Origin of the sequence: Nocardia rosealba, from assembly GCF_020216065.1 — a bacterium.
Classification (GTDB): Bacteria; Actinomycetota; Actinomycetes; order Mycobacteriales; family Mycobacteriaceae; genus Nocardia; species Nocardia rosealba.
This window is the reverse complement of record NZ_JAIWNA010000002.1, coordinates 210,311-225,729: the sequence shown is the minus strand read 5'-3', so window position 1 is coordinate 225,729 and position 15,419 is coordinate 210,311. Positions and strand designations below refer to the sequence as shown.

Genomic DNA, 15,419 nt, shown 5'->3' with positions numbered 1-15,419 from the left:
TGGGTGGTGGTCAGGGCAGGAGGATGCGGCGCAGCATGCCCGGCGCGGTGAGCGCGGCGGGTGGGTCGACCAGGTGGGCGACTCGCAAGAAGGTCCTGGCCACGCGCGGATCGTTGTGGGCCACGCGCTGCACTCTGGTCACGAAGACGGCGGTGAGGCGGGTGCGCAGGGTGCGCCTGCCCTCGACGCCCGGATGGCGCAGATCCGAGCCGGCGGCCAGTTGCCAGGCCACCGCGACGGCGTCGGCGGCGGCCGCGTAGAAGCGGGCGGGCAGGTCGTCGGCGTCGAGGCAGTCCCGCAGAGCGGCGGCTTGCAGCGCGGCCACTGTCATGCCCTGGGCGTAGAGCGGGTTGAACGCGCACTGGGCGTCCCCGAGCACGAGCAGCCCTGCGGGCGCGGCACTCTGGCGGTCGAAGCGTCGGCGCACGGCGGTGCGGAAGCGGTACGGGACCGGCTCGCCGAGCGCGTCGGAGCCGACCACGATGGTGTGGATATCGGGCGCCGACAGCGACGCGGCGTACGCGCGGAACCCCTGGTCGTCGGTCGGTGGATGATCGCCGAGCATCCCGGCAAGGGTGACGTGCCAGCGGTCACCCTCCACCCGCACCGCGCCGCCACCGCGCCCGTCGGCACCGGTCGACACGATCACCGAGGCCTGGCCGTCGAGCTGGCCCGGCCGGTGCCGGAAGAACCGCGACGCGTAGCCGAGGTCGACCTCCAGGCGTTCCTCGTCGGGCACGTTCGCACCGATCGCGGTGAGCCACAGGGTGATTCGTGAGCCGCGGCCGCTGGCGTCGACGATCAGATCGGCCGCCAGGGTCTGCTCCCCCGCCGGGCCGGTCACCCGGACGGCGCGCACTCGCTGGGCGTCGCCGACCAGGCCCTGCACGGTCGTCCTGGTCAGCAGTTCGATACCCGGCATCCGCAGGGTGCGCCTGCGCAGGACGGTTTCGAGCAGCGACCGGGTCGCGATCAGCGAGGTGAGTCCGGTCGCGCCCGCCGCCAGCCGGGAACCGCCGACATACCAGCGGGTGCCGACGAGCACTTCGGCCACGGTCGCTCCGTCGGAGACGGCCTCCTCGGTGAAGCCCGGATACAGCTCCTCCATGATCCGGCGGCCCCGGTCGAGCAGGCCGTGCAGATGCCAGGCCTGCGGAACACCGCGGCGCACAGTCTCTTTCGCGTCCAGCTCGTCGCGTTCCACCACGGTGACCCGGTCGAAACGCTCGGCGAGCACCCGCGCCGCCAGCAGCCCGGCGACCCCGGCGCCGATGACGAGCGCGTGCTGCCGCGGCGCGGTCACAGGGTCACCGGGAGGTGGCGGACGCCGCGGTGGATCAGGCTGGGCCGGTACTCGATCGACTGCTCGGCCAGGGCCAGATCGGGCGCCCGGTCGAGCAGGGTGCGGATCGCGGCCTCTGCTTCGATGCGGGCCAGCGGCGCGCCGACGCAGTAGTGGATTCCCAGGCTGAAGCCGAGATGCTTACGCGGCGGGCGGTTTCCGGTGAAGCGGGTGATGTCGAAGGTGTCGGGGTCGTGGTAGACCCGTTCGTCGCGATTGGCCGAGCCGGTGAGCACGACGACGCCGTCGCCGCGGCGGAAGCTGTGCTCGCCGACCCGGGTGTCGGCCAGCGCGACCCGGATCGTGAACTGGGTGGGCGCGTCGTAGCGCAGCATCTCGTCGATGGCGGGGCCGATCAGCTCGGGATGCGCGCGCAGCAGCGCGAGCTGATCGGGATGCCGCAGCAGGGCGAGCATCCCGTTGCCGATCAGGTTGATCGAGGTCTCCATGCCCGCCACGAGCAGCAGCAGTGACATCCCGATCACCTCGGGCTCGGTGAGGAAGTCGCCGTCCACGCTGGCCGCTACCAGTTCGCTGAGCAGGTCGGTGCCCGGCCGCTGCTTCTTCTCGGCGATCAGCCTGGCGAAATGGCCCATGCAGGCGATGGCCGCGTCGGTGCGGGCGCTGATGTCGTCGGGACCGAGCAGCGAGTCGGGGTCGCTGCCGCGGGCGATGGCCAACTGCCAGGCGCGGAAGCTGAGGCCGTCGGCGACGTCTGCGCCGAGCAGCCGGACCGCGACCATGGCGACGGCCAGCGGAACCGCCAGATCCTCGAGTACGTCGAGTTCGCCGCGCTCGAGGGCCGCATCGACCAACCCGTCGACCACCGTGCCGGCCACCGGCACCATCTCGCCGATCATCTTCGGGGTGAACGCCTTGGCCACCAGCTTGCGGTAGCGGCCGTGCTCGGGCGGGTCCATGCGGACGAACGAGCCGGGGATGGCGGCGCTGGTGTCGCGGAAGGGACTGATGCCCGCCGCGTAACCGTGACCCCAGTCGGCGCCGGTGAGCACCGCCGCGCACTCCTCGTAGCGGGTCACCAGGCGCACCGGCACCTCGCCGAGCTCGTACGGGAACAGCGGGGTGGCGGTGCGGACCCGCGCGTAGGCGGGGTACGGGTCGGCGCGATGGTCGGGGGCGAAGGCATCGAAGGTGAGGTCGGCGGGGACAGCGGTACTCATCGGCCCTCCAGGCTGATTCGCAGTTCGGACATGCCGCGCACGACCACATTCGGGCGATACGGCGGTTCGGCGAGCAGATGCATCCGCTCGACCCGGGTGGCGACGGCGCGCAGCACGGCCTGCATCTCGAGGCGGGCCAGTGGTGCGCCCAGGCAGTAGTGCAGGCCGAGACCGAACGACAGGTGCCGTTCGGGTCGCCTGCCCGGCAGGTAGCGGCCGATATCGAAGCGGTCGGCCTCGGGGAAGGCCTCCGGATCACGAGCGGCCGAGCCGATCAGCACGATCACCGCGTCGCCGGGGACGAAAGTTTTTCCGGCGAGCTCGATCTCGTGCCGCGCTGTGCGGGTGGTCAGATGCACGGGTGGGTCGTAGCGCAGCACCTCGTCGACGGCGGGCGCGCACAGCGCGGGGTCCTCGCGCAGCCGCTGGAACTGGTCGGGATGGCGGATCAGGGCGAGCAGGCCGTTGCCGATGAGGTTGACCGTGGTCTCGTGCCCGGCCACCACCAGGATGAGCAGGGTGCCGATCAGTTCGGTCCTGGTCAACCGGACCCCGGCCTCTTCGGCGTGCACCAGCGCGGTGATCAGATCGTCGCGCGGGTCGGCGCGGCGCTGGGCGATCAGGTCGCCGAAGAACGCGTCGAACGCGTGCACCGCCTCGGTGCGCGCGGCCAGCTCGGCGGGGCTCAGCAGGGTGTCGGGGTCGAGGCCACGAGCGATGTGGGCGGAGATCTCCCGCACGTGGGCGTGGGCTTCGGCGGGAACACCGAGCAGTTCGCAGATCAGGGTCAGCGGCACGGGGTAGGCCAGCGCCTCGAGCACATCGGTCTCGGCATCGGCCAGCATCGCCGTGAGCAGCCCGTCGACGAGCCGGTCGGCGCGCTCGTGCAGCCCCGCGACGGTTCGGGCGGTGAACGCCTTGCCGACCAGGCCGCGCAGGCGGGTGTGGTCCGGCGGTTCCATCCACAGGAAGGAGCCGGGCAACTCCACGTCACTGTCGCCGTGCAGCAGGTCCGGCTCCTCGGCATGACTCCAGCGCGGATCGCTCAGGATCGCCTGGGCCTGCGCGTGCCGCGGCACCAGGTGGGTCTCGCGCGGGCCCGGCACGAACGGCCCTGCGGCGCGCAGGGTTTCGTAGCTGGGATAGGGGTCGTGGCGGCAGTGCGGCGCGACGCTCTCCAGCACCGCGATCTGCACCGGGGTCGGGTCCTCGACCGCGACATGATCGGAAGTCACCGGCAGCTCCTAGAGGCGATTTCGGTGCGGGGATTTCGCCGCTCATCGTCGCCGCGCGGTGGCCGTGAATTCGTGCAGTATTGTCTGCTCCGATCGGGCGATAGTCGAATATCTTTATCAGGCAGAGCAATTGGACGATCGACGGTGATTATCGGCGCGCGTATTTCGTTATTCGTTCAACGCGATGTCATATGGCACTGTTGTCGTTTCCGGCATGAATTCCTCGCGTTCGAGCGACACGCTCACCACCCTGCTGGCCGGGGTCGCCGCCGAACGACCGCGCGTCACGGCGACGTTCTGGTCGGTGTCGGAGCAGCTGGACAACGCCGAGATACAGGCACGCGCCCGGACGACGGCGACCGCCTTGGTGCGACGCGGGATCGGCCGTGGCGAACCCGTCGGCGTGCTCAGCCCCAACGCGCCGGAATTCCTGACCTCCCTGTTCGGCATCGCCGCGGCGGGCGCTGCCGCCACTCCCCTGCCGCTGCCCGCGGGCGCGAGGGCGACGGCCGCCTACCCGACGAAGCTGGCGGCGATCACCGCCGCCGCGGGCATGCGGACGGTTCTGGTCTCACCCCGATTCGCCTCGATGGTTCCGCTGATCGGGGACATCGGCGTCGAATTCGTCGACACCGGCGCGCTCGTCGAGGATGTCACCGCCGACGAAGACATCCTGCCGACGCCGGACCCCGATGATTTGGCCATCGTGCAATTCACCTCCGGCAGCACCGCGCTGCCCAAGGGTGTGCGGCTCACCCACGCGAATGTGGTGAGCGGACTGGCCGCCATCCGCACCGGTATCGATCTCGGGCTCGATGATCAGGGCGGGTTCTGGTTACCGCTGTTCCACGACATGGGCCTCTTCGGCACCCTGTCGGCGGTGCTGCGCGGCATCCCGGCGCACGTGTGGTCGCCGCTCGCGTTCGTGAAGGATCCGGCGCGCTGGCTCGCCGAGTTCGCCGCGACCGAGACCACGATCACCGCGATGCCGAACTTCGGCTACGAGACGCTGCTGGCGGCGATCCCACCGGAGCGGGTCACCGACTACGACCTGGGGCACTGGCGGATCGCGTTCAACGGTGCCGAACCGATCGCCGAATCGGTGGTCAGCGCGTTCCGCGAGCGGTTCGCGCCCGCCGGTTTCGCGCCGTCGACGATGTTCGGCGTGTACGGCATGGCCGAGGCCACCCTCGCCGTCGCGTTTCCACCGCTGCTGCGCGAGCCGGTGTTCGAGTGGGTCGACCGTGCCCTGCTCGCGGACGCCGCGGTCGCCGACGTGGTCGCGCGGGACGCCGACGGGGCGCGGGCGGTCGCCTCGGTCGGCGCGCCCGTCGACGGGATCGCCGTGCGGATCGTGCACCCCGACACCGGCGCCGACCTACCCGACGGCCGGGTCGGCGAGATCCTGATCCAAGGCGCCCCGGTCACCGACGGGTATCTCACCGCCGACCCGGAGGCCGTGGCCGACCGGTTCGTCGACGGCTGGCTGCGCACCGGCGACCTCGGCTACCGGCGCGGCGGCGAACTGTTCGTCACCGGCCGCTGCAAGGACATGATCACCGTGCGCGGCGTGAACTACTACGCCCAGGACGTCGAGGCCGCCGTCCGTGACCTCGACGGCGTCCACAAGGGCCGCTGCACCGCCGCCGTCGATCCCGCCGGTGACGACGTGATCGCTCTCATCGCCGAAACCGAACGCACCGGCGCCGCGGCCGACGCGCTCGCCGACGCCATCCGCGCCGCCGTCACCGCCCAGCTCGGGCTCGGCGCGGTCCAGGTGCACCTGGTCGCACCGCGCAGCATCCCCCGCACCAGCAGCGGCAAGCTCCAACGCCTCGCCGCCCGCGATCTGATCGGCCGGCGATGACGCCGCGCCCGGCTCCCCCTCGATCGAACGGAGTGCCTCGTGCACAGCTTTGACGTGTTCCGCCATTACGAACGCCTGCACTGGAAACTGAGCGATCTCGACCTGCCCGCCGTCGACCCGACGCTGGTCCGCCCCGAATACATCACCCTCGCCAAGAGCGCGGCCATGGGTGAGTCCAATGTGATCGCCGCGGTACACGGCTTCCTCAACGAATTCGTCGACGACTACGACTTCTCCACCTTCGCGGTGGTGTGGGGCTATCAGGAAGTGCAGCACCACTACGCGTTCCGCTCCTGGCTCGGCGCGATCGGTGAGGACGTCGAGGACCGTGCCGTCGACGCCATGCGCGAGCCCTACGCACCGGGCAGCACGCCCTCGGCGACCCTGGCCACCAACATCATCTCCGAGCTCACCGTCAACCACGTGTACCGCGCGGTGTCGAGCTGGGTGGCCGAACCGGTGCTGAAGCAGTTGCTGCTCAACGCCAGTCGCGACGAAGCCGGGCACGCGCGCGAATTCATCCACTACACCAACGAGCGATTGAAGAAGCGCCCCGAGGAACTGCCCTCGGTGCTCGAAACCTTGTACGTCTACAGCTCCGAGGCCAAGATCAAGCACCCGGTGAGCACCTTCAAGGCAGGCATCGCCGAACTCGGCGACCACGAGACCATCGACACGGGCTTCGAGTTGTTCCTCGAGCAGGTCGCCGCCGAAGGCGAGCTGGAGGTGCTGCACGACAAGGTGCGCCGCACCTTCGCCTCCATCACCGGGCTCGACCTGTCCAGTAACGCGAAGGTGCGTCGCGCGCTGGCCGACGCCATCGCCTGATGACCGCCGCCGACGCCGTCGTGGTGCCGTGGTCGGTGATCCCCGACTACCACTGCTTCGGCTGCTCCCCGCACAATGCCGCCGGGCTGCGCCTGAGTTTCACCCCGCGCCCCGACGGCGCGCTGGAGGCCGCGTTCCGGCTCGGTCGGGCCTTCGAGTCCTATCCCGGTGTCGTACACGGTGGTCTGATCGGCGTGGTGTGCGACGAGGTGATGGGCAACCTCATCGTGCTCGCGCGCAACGTACCCGCCTTCACCGTCTCCCAGCGCACCCGTTTCCTCACACCCCTGTTGATCGATCGCGAATACCGCTGCGTGGCAATGCTTCCGCCCGAGCGCGGGCCGGGACCGATCGCCGCGCACGCGGAGATCCTCGACGCGGACGGCGCGGTGTGCGCGTCGTCGACGGCCACCTATCAGCCCTTCGATCTGCACGCGGTCCGCGACCAGCTCACCCTCGACGACGACGAAGTCGCCCTGCTCGACCACGCCCTGTCCACGGCGAAAACCTTCTCCCCGAACGGAGCCCGGCCATGACAACCACTTCCGCCGACACCATCCTGCGCACGGTCACCGAGATCGCGATCTCCGAAACCGGCCTACCCGCCGCCGAGCTGACCCCCGACGCCGACCTGCGCGCCATGGCCGGTGTCGATTCGGTGCGGGTGCTGCGGATGATCGCCCGCATCGAGCGCACCTTCGACATCGAGCTCGAGGACTCCGACGTCTTCGGCATGTCCACCCTGGCCGAGGTCACCGCCGTGGTGGAGCGCTCTGTCCGCGAGGGGCGGTCGGCATGACGGTCGTCGCCGATACCAATCAGCACTACGATCTCGATCCTGACATCTTCGGCGATTTCCTCGACCCGCTGCGCAAATACAGTGCGGCACTGTATGAATCCGCCGACGACACCCTGGCGACCGCACAGCGCAACAAGCTGCGTTTCGTCGCCGAGCGGCTCGGGCTGCGCGGCGGGGAACAGCTGCTCGACGTGGGCTGCGGCTGGGGTTCGCTGATCCTCTACATGGCGAGCGAATTAGGTTGCCGCGCACTGGGAATCAGCCCAGCGCCGCGGCAGCACGACTACATCGCCGCGCAGGCCGCCGCCCGTGGGGTGAGCGAGCTGGTGCGCACCCGCGTCGGGCATTTCGAGCAGCTCGATCTGCCCGCGCGCGGCTTCGACGCCGTCACCCTGCTCGGCTCGATCGTGCACATGCCCGAGCCCGACGAGGTGTTCCGCCGCGCCAAGGCGGTGCTGCGCCGCGGCGGCACCCTCTACGTGTCGGAGAGCTGCTTCCGCAACGCGGCCACCCGTACCGCGTTCGACGATCGCGTCGGCACCGGGTTCGTCCGCGAGGACATCTTCGGTTTCGGTGAACTGCGCCCACTCTCGGAACTGGTCGCGGCCGCCGAGAACGCGGGCTTCTCGGTGATCTCGGTGGACGACCTCACCGAGAACTACCGGCGCACGATCGAGGACTGGATCGCCAATGTCGACGCCGCCGCCGACCGCATCGACGCGCACGGCGCCGGCCTGGCGGCCAAGCTGCGCCACTATCTCGAGATCGCCAACGCGGGCTGGGGTTACACCACCAAGCACTACGCGCTGGTCTGCCGGAATGCCAGGTAGGACATGATCAGCACACCGGGGCTGCTGCCCGTGACCGAGCTGACCGCCGCGGTCGACGGCTTCCTCGCCGCCTCCCCCGCGGCCCGCGCCTGGGACGTGGAGACCGCCTTCGACTGGACGGCCGCCGACGCGGGCAGGCTCACCGAGGGACAACGATCCGCGGTCCAGTTCGTCACCCTCATCGAAGACCACCTGCCCGGCTATTTCGATGTCTACCACCGGCATTTCCCGGTCGACGACAGCGTGGATCTGCCGACCTTCGAACACAATCGGGAGCTCTACCACTTCACCGTGCGGTGGGCGCTCGAGGAGGACACCCACGCCAGGGCACTGGCCCGCTACCAGGAGGCAGCGGGCATGGCCGAACGGTCGACGCTGCGTACGGAATTGGCGATCGAAGGGCACAAACCGTTCGACCTGCCCTACAACCATCCCGTGCAGTTCTTCGCCTACGCGCTGGTGCAGGAGAAGGCGACGCAGATGTACTACCAGCAGCTGCGCGACGTCGTCGCCGATCCGGTGCTCGCCGCGGTCCTCACCCGGCTGTCCCGTGACGAGGCACGACATTTCAGCTTCATGGCCGAGGTGGTGACCCGGTACCTGCGCCACGACGGTGACGCGGTGGTGGCGCCCATCCGCGACGTGATCGCCCATTTCCGGATGCCGCTGTCGGACACGCTGCGCGGCTACTGGCGGTGGGCGCTGCGCATCGCCGAGGTCGCCGACTACGACCACACCGCCGCTTACGAACACCTCGTGAAGGTGATCGACCGCGCGGTCGACACGCGAACCGAGCCGATCGACGAGCTCGTCGCGTTCGTCGAGAGCTGCCGTTCGCTGGCCTGAGCCGACGGCACCGGCCCCGCCCCCGATCGGCTCGGGCGCGGGGCCGGTGCCGTGCGGTCAGTTGCCCTGTGCCAGTACGAGAATCGTCGTGGAGCCGTGGGCGATGAGCTTGCCCGCCGCATCGGTGATGCGCCCCTCCGCGGTAGCGGTGCGCCGCCCGACGTGCACGGCGGTGGCGTCGCAGGTGAGCCTGCTGCCGTCCAGGGTCACGGCCCGGATGAAGTTCACCTTCAGCTCCAGCGTGGTGTAGGCGATGCCGTCGCCGAGCTCGGTGAACACCGCGCTGCCCATGGCGGTGTCCAGGAGGGTCGCCAGGACACCACCGTGCACCGTGAACATCGCGTTGATGGTCGCCGGATTCGGGTCGAGAAAGTAGCGTGCGCGCCCTTTCGACGCGCTTTCCAAGCGAATTCCGAGCGAATCACCGACACCCAGTTTTTCTCGCAGTCCGCGTTCGAATACCGCGGTCAATTCGTCGACCCGCCGCTGCGCGATCACGTCGACGTCCATGTCGGTACTTGTCATGATTTTCCTCCCTGCGGACGATTTGCCTCCCATTCGAGCAGCCTCGAGTGAATTGCGGTTTGCCGCAGCCCATTCCATGCCGAACTCCGATTGCCTGATCGGGATCGCGCGCACCCGCCGAATCGTTCGCCGGACGCCGGTACCGTCGGTCAGATGGCCGACACCACCGCTGCTCCCCGCGTCGAGTCCATCGGCGCCGACTTCTTCGACGATCCGCACACCCACTACCGGCGCTGGCGCGCCGCGGGCCCGGTCCATCGGGTCCGCTTTCCCGACGACGTGGTCCGCTGGGTGATCATCGGCTACGCCGAAGCCCGTGCGGCACTGGCCGATCCGCGCCTGGCCAAGGATGTCGGACAGGTCGAGGCGATCCTGCACGAGAAGCGCCGCGTTACGCGGTCGGACCCGAATGTGAGCGCGCTGCTGAGCCACATGCTCGGCACCGACCCGCCGGCGCACACGCGCCTGCGCAAGCTGGTGAACAAGGCGTTCACCGCCAAGCAGGTCGCCGGGCTGCGTCCCCGTATCGAGGAGATCACCGAGGACCTGCTGGACGCGACCACCGACCGCGACGAGTTCGATCTGATGGAAGAGTTCGCCAATCCCCTACCGGTGACCGTGATCTGCGAGCTGCTCGGGGTGCCGTTCGCCGACCGTGACGATTTCCAGGCGTGGACCCGCGCACTGGTCACCGTCGTCGGCGAGGGCGAGGACGAAGAGCGCCCGGCCGCAGGCGCCGCCATGGTCGGCTATCTGGCCGATCTGGTGCGGGCCAAGCAGGCCGATCCGGCCGACGATCTGCTCTCGGAACTGGTGCTGGCCGACGACGACGGCGACCGGCTCACGGACAAGGAGCTGGTGTCGATGGCGTTCCTGCTGCTGGTCGCCGGGCACGAGACCACCGTCAATCTGATCGGCAACGGCATGAACGCGCTGCTGCGCGACCGGGCACAGTGGCAGGCGCTGTGCGCCGACCCGGCGGCGGTGCCCCGCGCGATCGAGGAGTTCCTGCGGTTCGACGGGCCGGTCGACATGGCCACGGTGCGCTACACCGCCGAGCCGGTCACCCTCGGCGGCACCGAGATACCGCAGGGTGAACTCGTCTACGTGTCGGTGGCAGCCGCCAATCGCGATCCGGCACGGTTCGCCGATCCGGACACTCTCGCCACCGATGGGCATACCACCGGGCACCTGGCGTTCGGCCACGGCATCCATTTCTGTGTCGGCGCTCCGCTGGCCCGGCTCGAGGCCACGATCGCCGTCACCGCCCTCCAGCGCCGTTACCCCGACCTGCGGCTGGCCCCGGCCGCCCTGACGCCACGCTGGCAGACCAGCACGCTCATCCGCGGTCTGCTCGCATTGCCTGTGCTGACACGCTGACCGCATCGAAGCCGGACGGCGAAAGACCCCGCCCGATCGCAGGATCGGGCGGGGTCGGGTGTCCCCCGGTCGCTCTATACCGGGTCTTCGACCACCGTTACTTCGCCGGTGCGTTGAACGGCTGGTTGATGGTGGTGAAGTACTGGATCGCGGCGCCGATGGCCACGGGCGCGGTGATGAAGATCTGCCCGGCCAGGGTGCCGAGCGCGCCGACGGCGAGGATGCCGCCGATGCAGCCGACCGCGGCGGCGGGCAGGAACGGGCCGAACAGGCCGACGATGGTGGCCGCGGCGACGGTGGCGCCGACGATGCCGCCGAGCACGCAACCCACCGCGGCGCCGCCGATCCCACCGACCAGGGTGCCGATGGCGGCGCCGGTGGAGATGGTCGTGGTCAGCCTGGTCCAGGCCGCAACCTCACGCTCGTATTCGCTCTTCCACGGTGCCTTGTCCTCGAAGGGCAGGGCGACCGGCTTGTAGACGGCCTGCGAGGCATCCAGCTGCGGGCTCAGGGTCGCCGTGTTGCCCGCGATCTCGGCCACGATGGGCAACTCGAACTCGTCCAGCCGGAAGGTCAGCGGGGTGGCGGCGACGGTGGTGCCGTCGGGCGCCTTCACCTTGAACGCGCCGTCCTCGACGACCATGGAGCCGGCACCTGTGGTGATGACGGACTTACCGGCCACTTCCTGCGCAGTGAACTCGATCGGGGCGGGGGCCTGGGCCGACGCCGAGCCGGTGATACCGGCCGTGACGCCGATCGCGGCGGCGAGCAGCGCCGCGGCCGCAGCAGATTTCCTCATCGTATATTTCTTCCTCTCACATTCCCGGACGGGAATCGGGCGCGTCCGTTACGCGCACGTTCTGGGGGACAATCGATTCCGCGCGCGCTCACAGGTCGAGCACCAGGACGCCGGAGCGGGCCCGCGAGACGCAGAGCATCATCGTGGCGCCGCTGGCGCGTTCCGCAGGGGTGAGCAGGGAGTCGCGATGATCCACCTCGCCGTCGAGCACCGGGGTCTCGCAACTGCCGCAGGTGCCTTCGCGACACGAGGTGAGTACCGCGATGCCCGCCGATTCGAGGACGTCGACGATGGACCGGTCGGCCGCCACCCGCAGCGTGCGGCCGGTCTGCGCCAAGCGGATCTCGAACGCCGTGTCGGCCCCCGCGGGCACGACCGGCCGTGGCACGAAACGTTCGGTGCGCACGGTGACACCGCCCAGCGCGCCCGCTGCCTCGACCGCCGCCAGCAGCGGTTCCGGACCGCAGCAGTACACGGTCGCGCCCGGCCGGTCGGCCAGGATCTCCGCGATCGGCAGTAGCCCGGCCTCGTCCTGCGGCACCAGGCGCACCCGGGGGTCCGCGGCGAGGACGTCGGCGAAGGCCATGTGCGCGCGGCTCCGGGCGCCGTAGTGCAGCGTCCAGTCCGCACCCGCCCGGTCGGCGGCGGCGATCATCGGCAGGATCGGGGTGATCCCGATCCCACCTGCCACGAAGGTGTATCGCGCGGCAGGAGTCAGCTCGAAGTTGTTGCGTGGCAACGAGACCGACAGTGTGGTGCCGGGCAACGCTGTCCGGAACAGCGCGGCCGAACCGCCCCGGCCACGAGGTTCGTGCAGCACCGCGATCCGCCAGTGGTCCCGGTCGGCGGGGTCACCGCACAGCGAGTACTGGCGCACCCCGGCGGCACCCACCGCCACGTCGATGTGCGCGCCCGGCGTCCAGGCGGGCAGTTGCCCGCCGTCGACCGCGGCGAGCACCAGGGCGAACACCGCGTCGGCTTCCTCGGTGCGGTCGATCACCCGCACCCTCACTTCGGTCATGCCCATCCCCTCGGCGGAATCGTTGTCGAGATCACCGTGGTGCAGCGGCGCCCGGTTCGCCGCCATGGCATGGCGAGACGATTGGACCGATCGACGTTCACTATCGCCCCGGCCGCCGACCTGCCCGCCGCCCGAAACTGGCGGCATGACTCCCGTGTCGGAACTGGTCGACAGGACCAGGCAGTTCGTTCGAGATCACGTCATTCCGGTGGAACGCGAGGTCGTGGTCGGTGGCCGGGTCACCGACGACGCCTTACGCCTCGATTTGCAGAAGAAGGCCAAGGAAGCCGGTGTCTTCGGCCCCCTGTCCGATCCCGCCTACGGCGGCCTCGGTCTCGACACCAGGGCGCAGGCCGAGGTGCTCGAGGCGGCGGGCGCCAGCCTGCTCGGCCCACTGGCGGTCAACGCCTGGGCTCCCGACGACGGCAACATCCACCTGCTGGCCGCGGTGGCGAACCCCGAACAGCAGCAGCGGTATCTGGCCCCGCTGGCCTCCGGCGAGGCGCGCTCGGCCATCGCCATGACCGAGCCTGCCCCGGGTGCGGGCTCGGATCCGCGGATGCTGGCGACCGTGGCCGAGGAGACCGACACCGGCTGGGTCATCAACGGCCGCAAACACTTCACCACCGGCGCGCAGGGCGCCGCGTTCACCATCTGTGTCGCCGCGACCACGGACGGTCCGACGATGTTCCTGGTGGACCAGGACAATCCCGGTCTGCGGGTGGGGCGTCGGATGCCGACGCTGGATCACACCAGTGCCCCGGGCGGACACTGCGAGGTCGAGTTCGTGGACTGCGAAGTCGACGAGTCCGCGATCCTCGGCACCGTCGGCGGCGGCCTCGACCTGGCGCAGGCGCGGCTGGCACCGTCGCGGCTGGTGTTCTGCATGAACTGGCTGGGACTGGCGGTGCGCGCCCAGCAGCTGGCCGCCGAGCACATCACCGGCAGGCAGTCGTTCGGGGTCCCGATCGCCGACCACGGTATGGCACAGGGCTTGATCGCCGACAACGAGATCGACATCGCCGCCGCGCGCAGCCTGGTCCGGGCCACCGCCGCCACGATCGACGAGCACGGCGCCACCTCCGGGCAGGCCAGGCACGAGGCATCGATCACCAAGACCTTCGTCTCCGAGGCGGTGTGGCGGGTGCTCGACCGCGCGGTGCAACTGCACGGCGGGCTCGGCGTCTGCGAGGACTACCTGGTGGCCCGATTCCTGGTGGAGGCCAGGGCTTTCCGCATCTACGAGGGTCCGTCGGAGGTGTTGCGCTGGTCGATCGCGCGGCGCGTCCTGCGCGGGCCGCGCTGAGAGGACGACGAGATGACCCGCAGCATCGCCGGATTCGGCGCCGCTTACCCCGCCCTCGATCCCGACGCCGTCGACTTCGGCTATCTGCGCGACGCCTCGCAGGCGCTTGTACCGTTCGGCGCGCACGTCGGCACTCTGATCACCGAGATCTCGGCCACGCGTTCGGTGGTGGAGATCCCCGCCGAACCGGTGATGTGCAACCACATGGGCACCGTCCACGCGGGCGCGCTGTTCACCGCCGCCGACATCGCGGGCGCCGCGGCGTTCGTCGGCGCGGCCGCGCACCGCCTGCACACCATCGACCGGCTGATCCTGCGCGGCGGCACCGCCGCCTACCGGAAGCCGGCGCGTGGCCGCATCCGTGCGGTCGCCACCGTCGAAGCCGCGGAGCTGGCCATGATCCTGGCCGCCACCGCGAACGCCCGTTACGGCCTGTCCGGCCGCGCCGAACTGCTCGACGACAACGACGTGCTCACCGCCGAATTCACCTTCGACTACGTGTGCGATGTCCGCATCGCCGGAACGGACGACCAATGAATTCCGCAACGCCCAGCGATTCCGCGACCGGGGGCGGACGGGTGGCGGACGGGCCCGCGACCACGCCTGACACCAGCACAGTCGAGACCGTCGACGGAGTGCGGTTCACCCTGCGCCGGCTGGCCGCCGCCGACCCCACTGCCCCCGTGGTGCTGATCCTGCCCGCGATGGCGATGAAGGCCCGCAACTACCAGGCGCTGGCCAAGGCGCTGCACGCCACCGGGCTGTCGGTGGCCACCGTCGATCTGCGCGCGCACGGCGAGGCGGAGCCCGCGCTGGGCGAGCACACCGACTTCGGGTACCGCGAGATGCTCGAAATCGACCTGCCCGCCATCGTTTCCGCGATCGAGGAGCGCTTCCCGCAGGCACCGCTGCACCTGTTCGGGCACAGCCTGGGTGGCCAGCTGGCCCTGCTGTTCGCTGCCGCCGAACCCGAGCGGGTCGCCGGGGTGACCGTGATCGGCACCGGCACCGTGTTCTGGTGGGCGTTCGGTCCGCGCCGCTGGTTCGAGGCGCTGAGCCAGATCCAGTGGATCGGTCTGGTCGCCCGCGTCAAGGGGCACTGGCCGGGTGGGGTGCTGATCCCGGCGCCGATGCCGGGCGGGGTGATGGTCGACTGGTCGATCCACTCGCTGACCAGCTACTACCGTCCGCGCGGTACCAACCGTCGCTACAACTCGCTGCTGGCGGAGATGACGCTGCCGGTGCTCGCGATCTCGCTGTCCGATGACGTGCTCGGCCCGAAGTCCAATGTCGACTTCCTGGTGTCGCGCATGCCCGCCGCACAGGTCACCCAGTGGCACATCGACGCGGACTCCGCCGTCGAGCACCGCGATCACTTCGCCTGGTTGAAGGATTCGCCCGCGATCGCGACCCAGGTGTCGCGCTGGATCACCACCGGCTCCGCGCCGGCCTGAGGAGAG

The 15,419-nt window shown here is 70.0% G+C and carries 16 protein-coding genes; 10 read left to right on the top strand and 6 right to left on the bottom strand.

Features of this window, described 5'->3' with window-relative positions:
- Nucleotides 1-10: 10 nt before the first annotated feature.
- From LDL21_RS07815 to LDL21_RS07805, 3 genes are read right to left on the bottom strand one after another with little or no spacing between them, the layout of a single operon-like run.
- Entirely contained in the window at nucleotides 11-1,303 is a 1,293-nt protein-coding gene (locus LDL21_RS07815) for an NAD(P)/FAD-dependent oxidoreductase (RefSeq protein ID WP_225279423.1), read from the bottom strand.
- Nucleotides 1,300-2,523 (bottom strand): cytochrome P450, encoded by a 1,224-nt coding sequence (locus LDL21_RS07810; protein ID WP_225279422.1) that lies wholly within the window; start codon nucleotides 2,521-2,523, stop codon nucleotides 1,300-1,302. Before LDL21_RS07810 ends, LDL21_RS07815 begins: the two co-directional genes overlap by 4 nt.
- Nucleotides 2,520-3,758 (bottom strand): cytochrome P450, encoded by a 1,239-nt coding sequence (locus tag LDL21_RS07805; protein ID WP_225279421.1) that lies wholly within the window; start codon nucleotides 3,756-3,758, stop codon nucleotides 2,520-2,522. The genes LDL21_RS07810 and LDL21_RS07805 overlap by 4 nt, the downstream gene beginning before the upstream one ends.
- A gap of 214 nt (nucleotides 3,759-3,972) precedes the next feature.
- Here LDL21_RS07805 and LDL21_RS07800 point away from each other — a divergent pair, with 214 nt between their 5' ends.
- From LDL21_RS07800 to LDL21_RS07775, 6 genes are read left to right on the top strand one after another with little or no spacing between them, the layout of a single operon-like run.
- Nucleotides 3,973-5,625: an AMP-binding protein gene (locus tag LDL21_RS07800; protein WP_225279420.1), complete on the top strand. Its 1,653-nt coding sequence runs from the start codon at nucleotides 3,973-3,975 to the stop codon at nucleotides 5,623-5,625.
- A gap of 39 nt (nucleotides 5,626-5,664) precedes the next feature.
- Complete coding sequence (locus LDL21_RS07795) at nucleotides 5,665-6,453, top strand: ferritin-like domain-containing protein (RefSeq protein ID WP_225279419.1); 789 nt, start codon at nucleotides 5,665-5,667, stop codon at nucleotides 6,451-6,453.
- A complete protein-coding gene (locus tag LDL21_RS07790; RefSeq protein ID WP_225279418.1) occupies nucleotides 6,453-6,989 on the top strand; it encodes a PaaI family thioesterase in 537 nt (178 codons plus the stop codon). The genes LDL21_RS07795 and LDL21_RS07790 overlap by 1 nt, the downstream gene beginning before the upstream one ends.
- A complete protein-coding gene (locus LDL21_RS07785; protein WP_181700033.1) occupies nucleotides 6,986-7,252 on the top strand; it encodes an acyl carrier protein in 267 nt (88 codons plus the stop codon). Before LDL21_RS07790 ends, LDL21_RS07785 begins: the two co-directional genes overlap by 4 nt.
- A complete protein-coding gene (locus tag LDL21_RS07780) occupies nucleotides 7,249-8,082 on the top strand; it encodes an SAM-dependent methyltransferase (RefSeq protein ID WP_225279417.1) in 834 nt (277 codons plus the stop codon). Before LDL21_RS07785 ends, LDL21_RS07780 begins: the two co-directional genes overlap by 4 nt.
- A gap of 3 nt (nucleotides 8,083-8,085) precedes the next feature.
- Nucleotides 8,086-8,928, top strand: a complete 843-nt coding sequence (locus tag LDL21_RS07775; protein ID WP_225279416.1) for an acyl-ACP desaturase — start codon at nucleotides 8,086-8,088, stop codon at nucleotides 8,926-8,928.
- 57 nt (nucleotides 8,929-8,985) lie between these two features.
- Here the strand turns inward: LDL21_RS07775 and LDL21_RS07770 are convergent, their stop codons facing one another.
- Entirely contained in the window at nucleotides 8,986-9,453 is a 468-nt protein-coding gene (locus tag LDL21_RS07770; RefSeq protein ID WP_225279415.1) for a PaaI family thioesterase, read from the bottom strand.
- Nucleotides 9,454-9,606: 153 nt separating this feature from the next.
- Here LDL21_RS07770 and LDL21_RS07765 point away from each other — a divergent pair, with 153 nt between their 5' ends.
- The gene (locus LDL21_RS07765) at nucleotides 9,607-10,833 is read left to right on the top strand and encodes a cytochrome P450 family protein (protein WP_225279414.1); all 1,227 of its coding nucleotides are present in this window, start codon (nucleotides 9,607-9,609) and stop codon (nucleotides 10,831-10,833) included.
- 97 nt (nucleotides 10,834-10,930) lie between these two features.
- Here the strand turns inward: LDL21_RS07765 and LDL21_RS07760 are convergent, their stop codons facing one another.
- Complete coding sequence (locus LDL21_RS07760) at nucleotides 10,931-11,632, bottom strand: DUF8020 domain-containing protein (protein ID WP_067639477.1); 702 nt, start codon at nucleotides 11,630-11,632, stop codon at nucleotides 10,931-10,933.
- An 88-nt stretch (nucleotides 11,633-11,720) separates the two neighbouring features.
- A complete protein-coding gene (locus LDL21_RS07755; RefSeq protein ID WP_372462154.1) occupies nucleotides 11,721-12,653 on the bottom strand; it encodes a PDR/VanB family oxidoreductase in 933 nt (310 codons plus the stop codon).
- 145 nt (nucleotides 12,654-12,798) lie between these two features.
- Between LDL21_RS07755 and LDL21_RS07750 the strand changes: the two genes are divergently transcribed.
- The 3 genes from LDL21_RS07750 to LDL21_RS07740 are packed head-to-tail and all read left to right on the top strand — an operon-like array spanning nucleotide 12,799 to nucleotide 15,413.
- Nucleotides 12,799-13,959 (top strand): acyl-CoA dehydrogenase family protein, encoded by a 1,161-nt coding sequence (locus LDL21_RS07750; protein WP_225279413.1) that lies wholly within the window; start codon nucleotides 12,799-12,801, stop codon nucleotides 13,957-13,959.
- Nucleotides 13,960-13,971: 12 nt separating this feature from the next.
- Nucleotides 13,972-14,496, top strand: a complete 525-nt coding sequence (locus LDL21_RS07745) for a YiiD C-terminal domain-containing protein (protein WP_225279412.1) — start codon at nucleotides 13,972-13,974, stop codon at nucleotides 14,494-14,496.
- On the top strand, nucleotides 14,493-15,413 hold the full coding sequence (locus LDL21_RS07740) for an alpha/beta hydrolase family protein (RefSeq protein WP_225279411.1): 921 nt from the start codon (nucleotides 14,493-14,495) through the stop codon (nucleotides 15,411-15,413). The genes LDL21_RS07745 and LDL21_RS07740 overlap by 4 nt, the downstream gene beginning before the upstream one ends.
- Nucleotides 15,414-15,419: the final 6 nt, after the last annotated feature.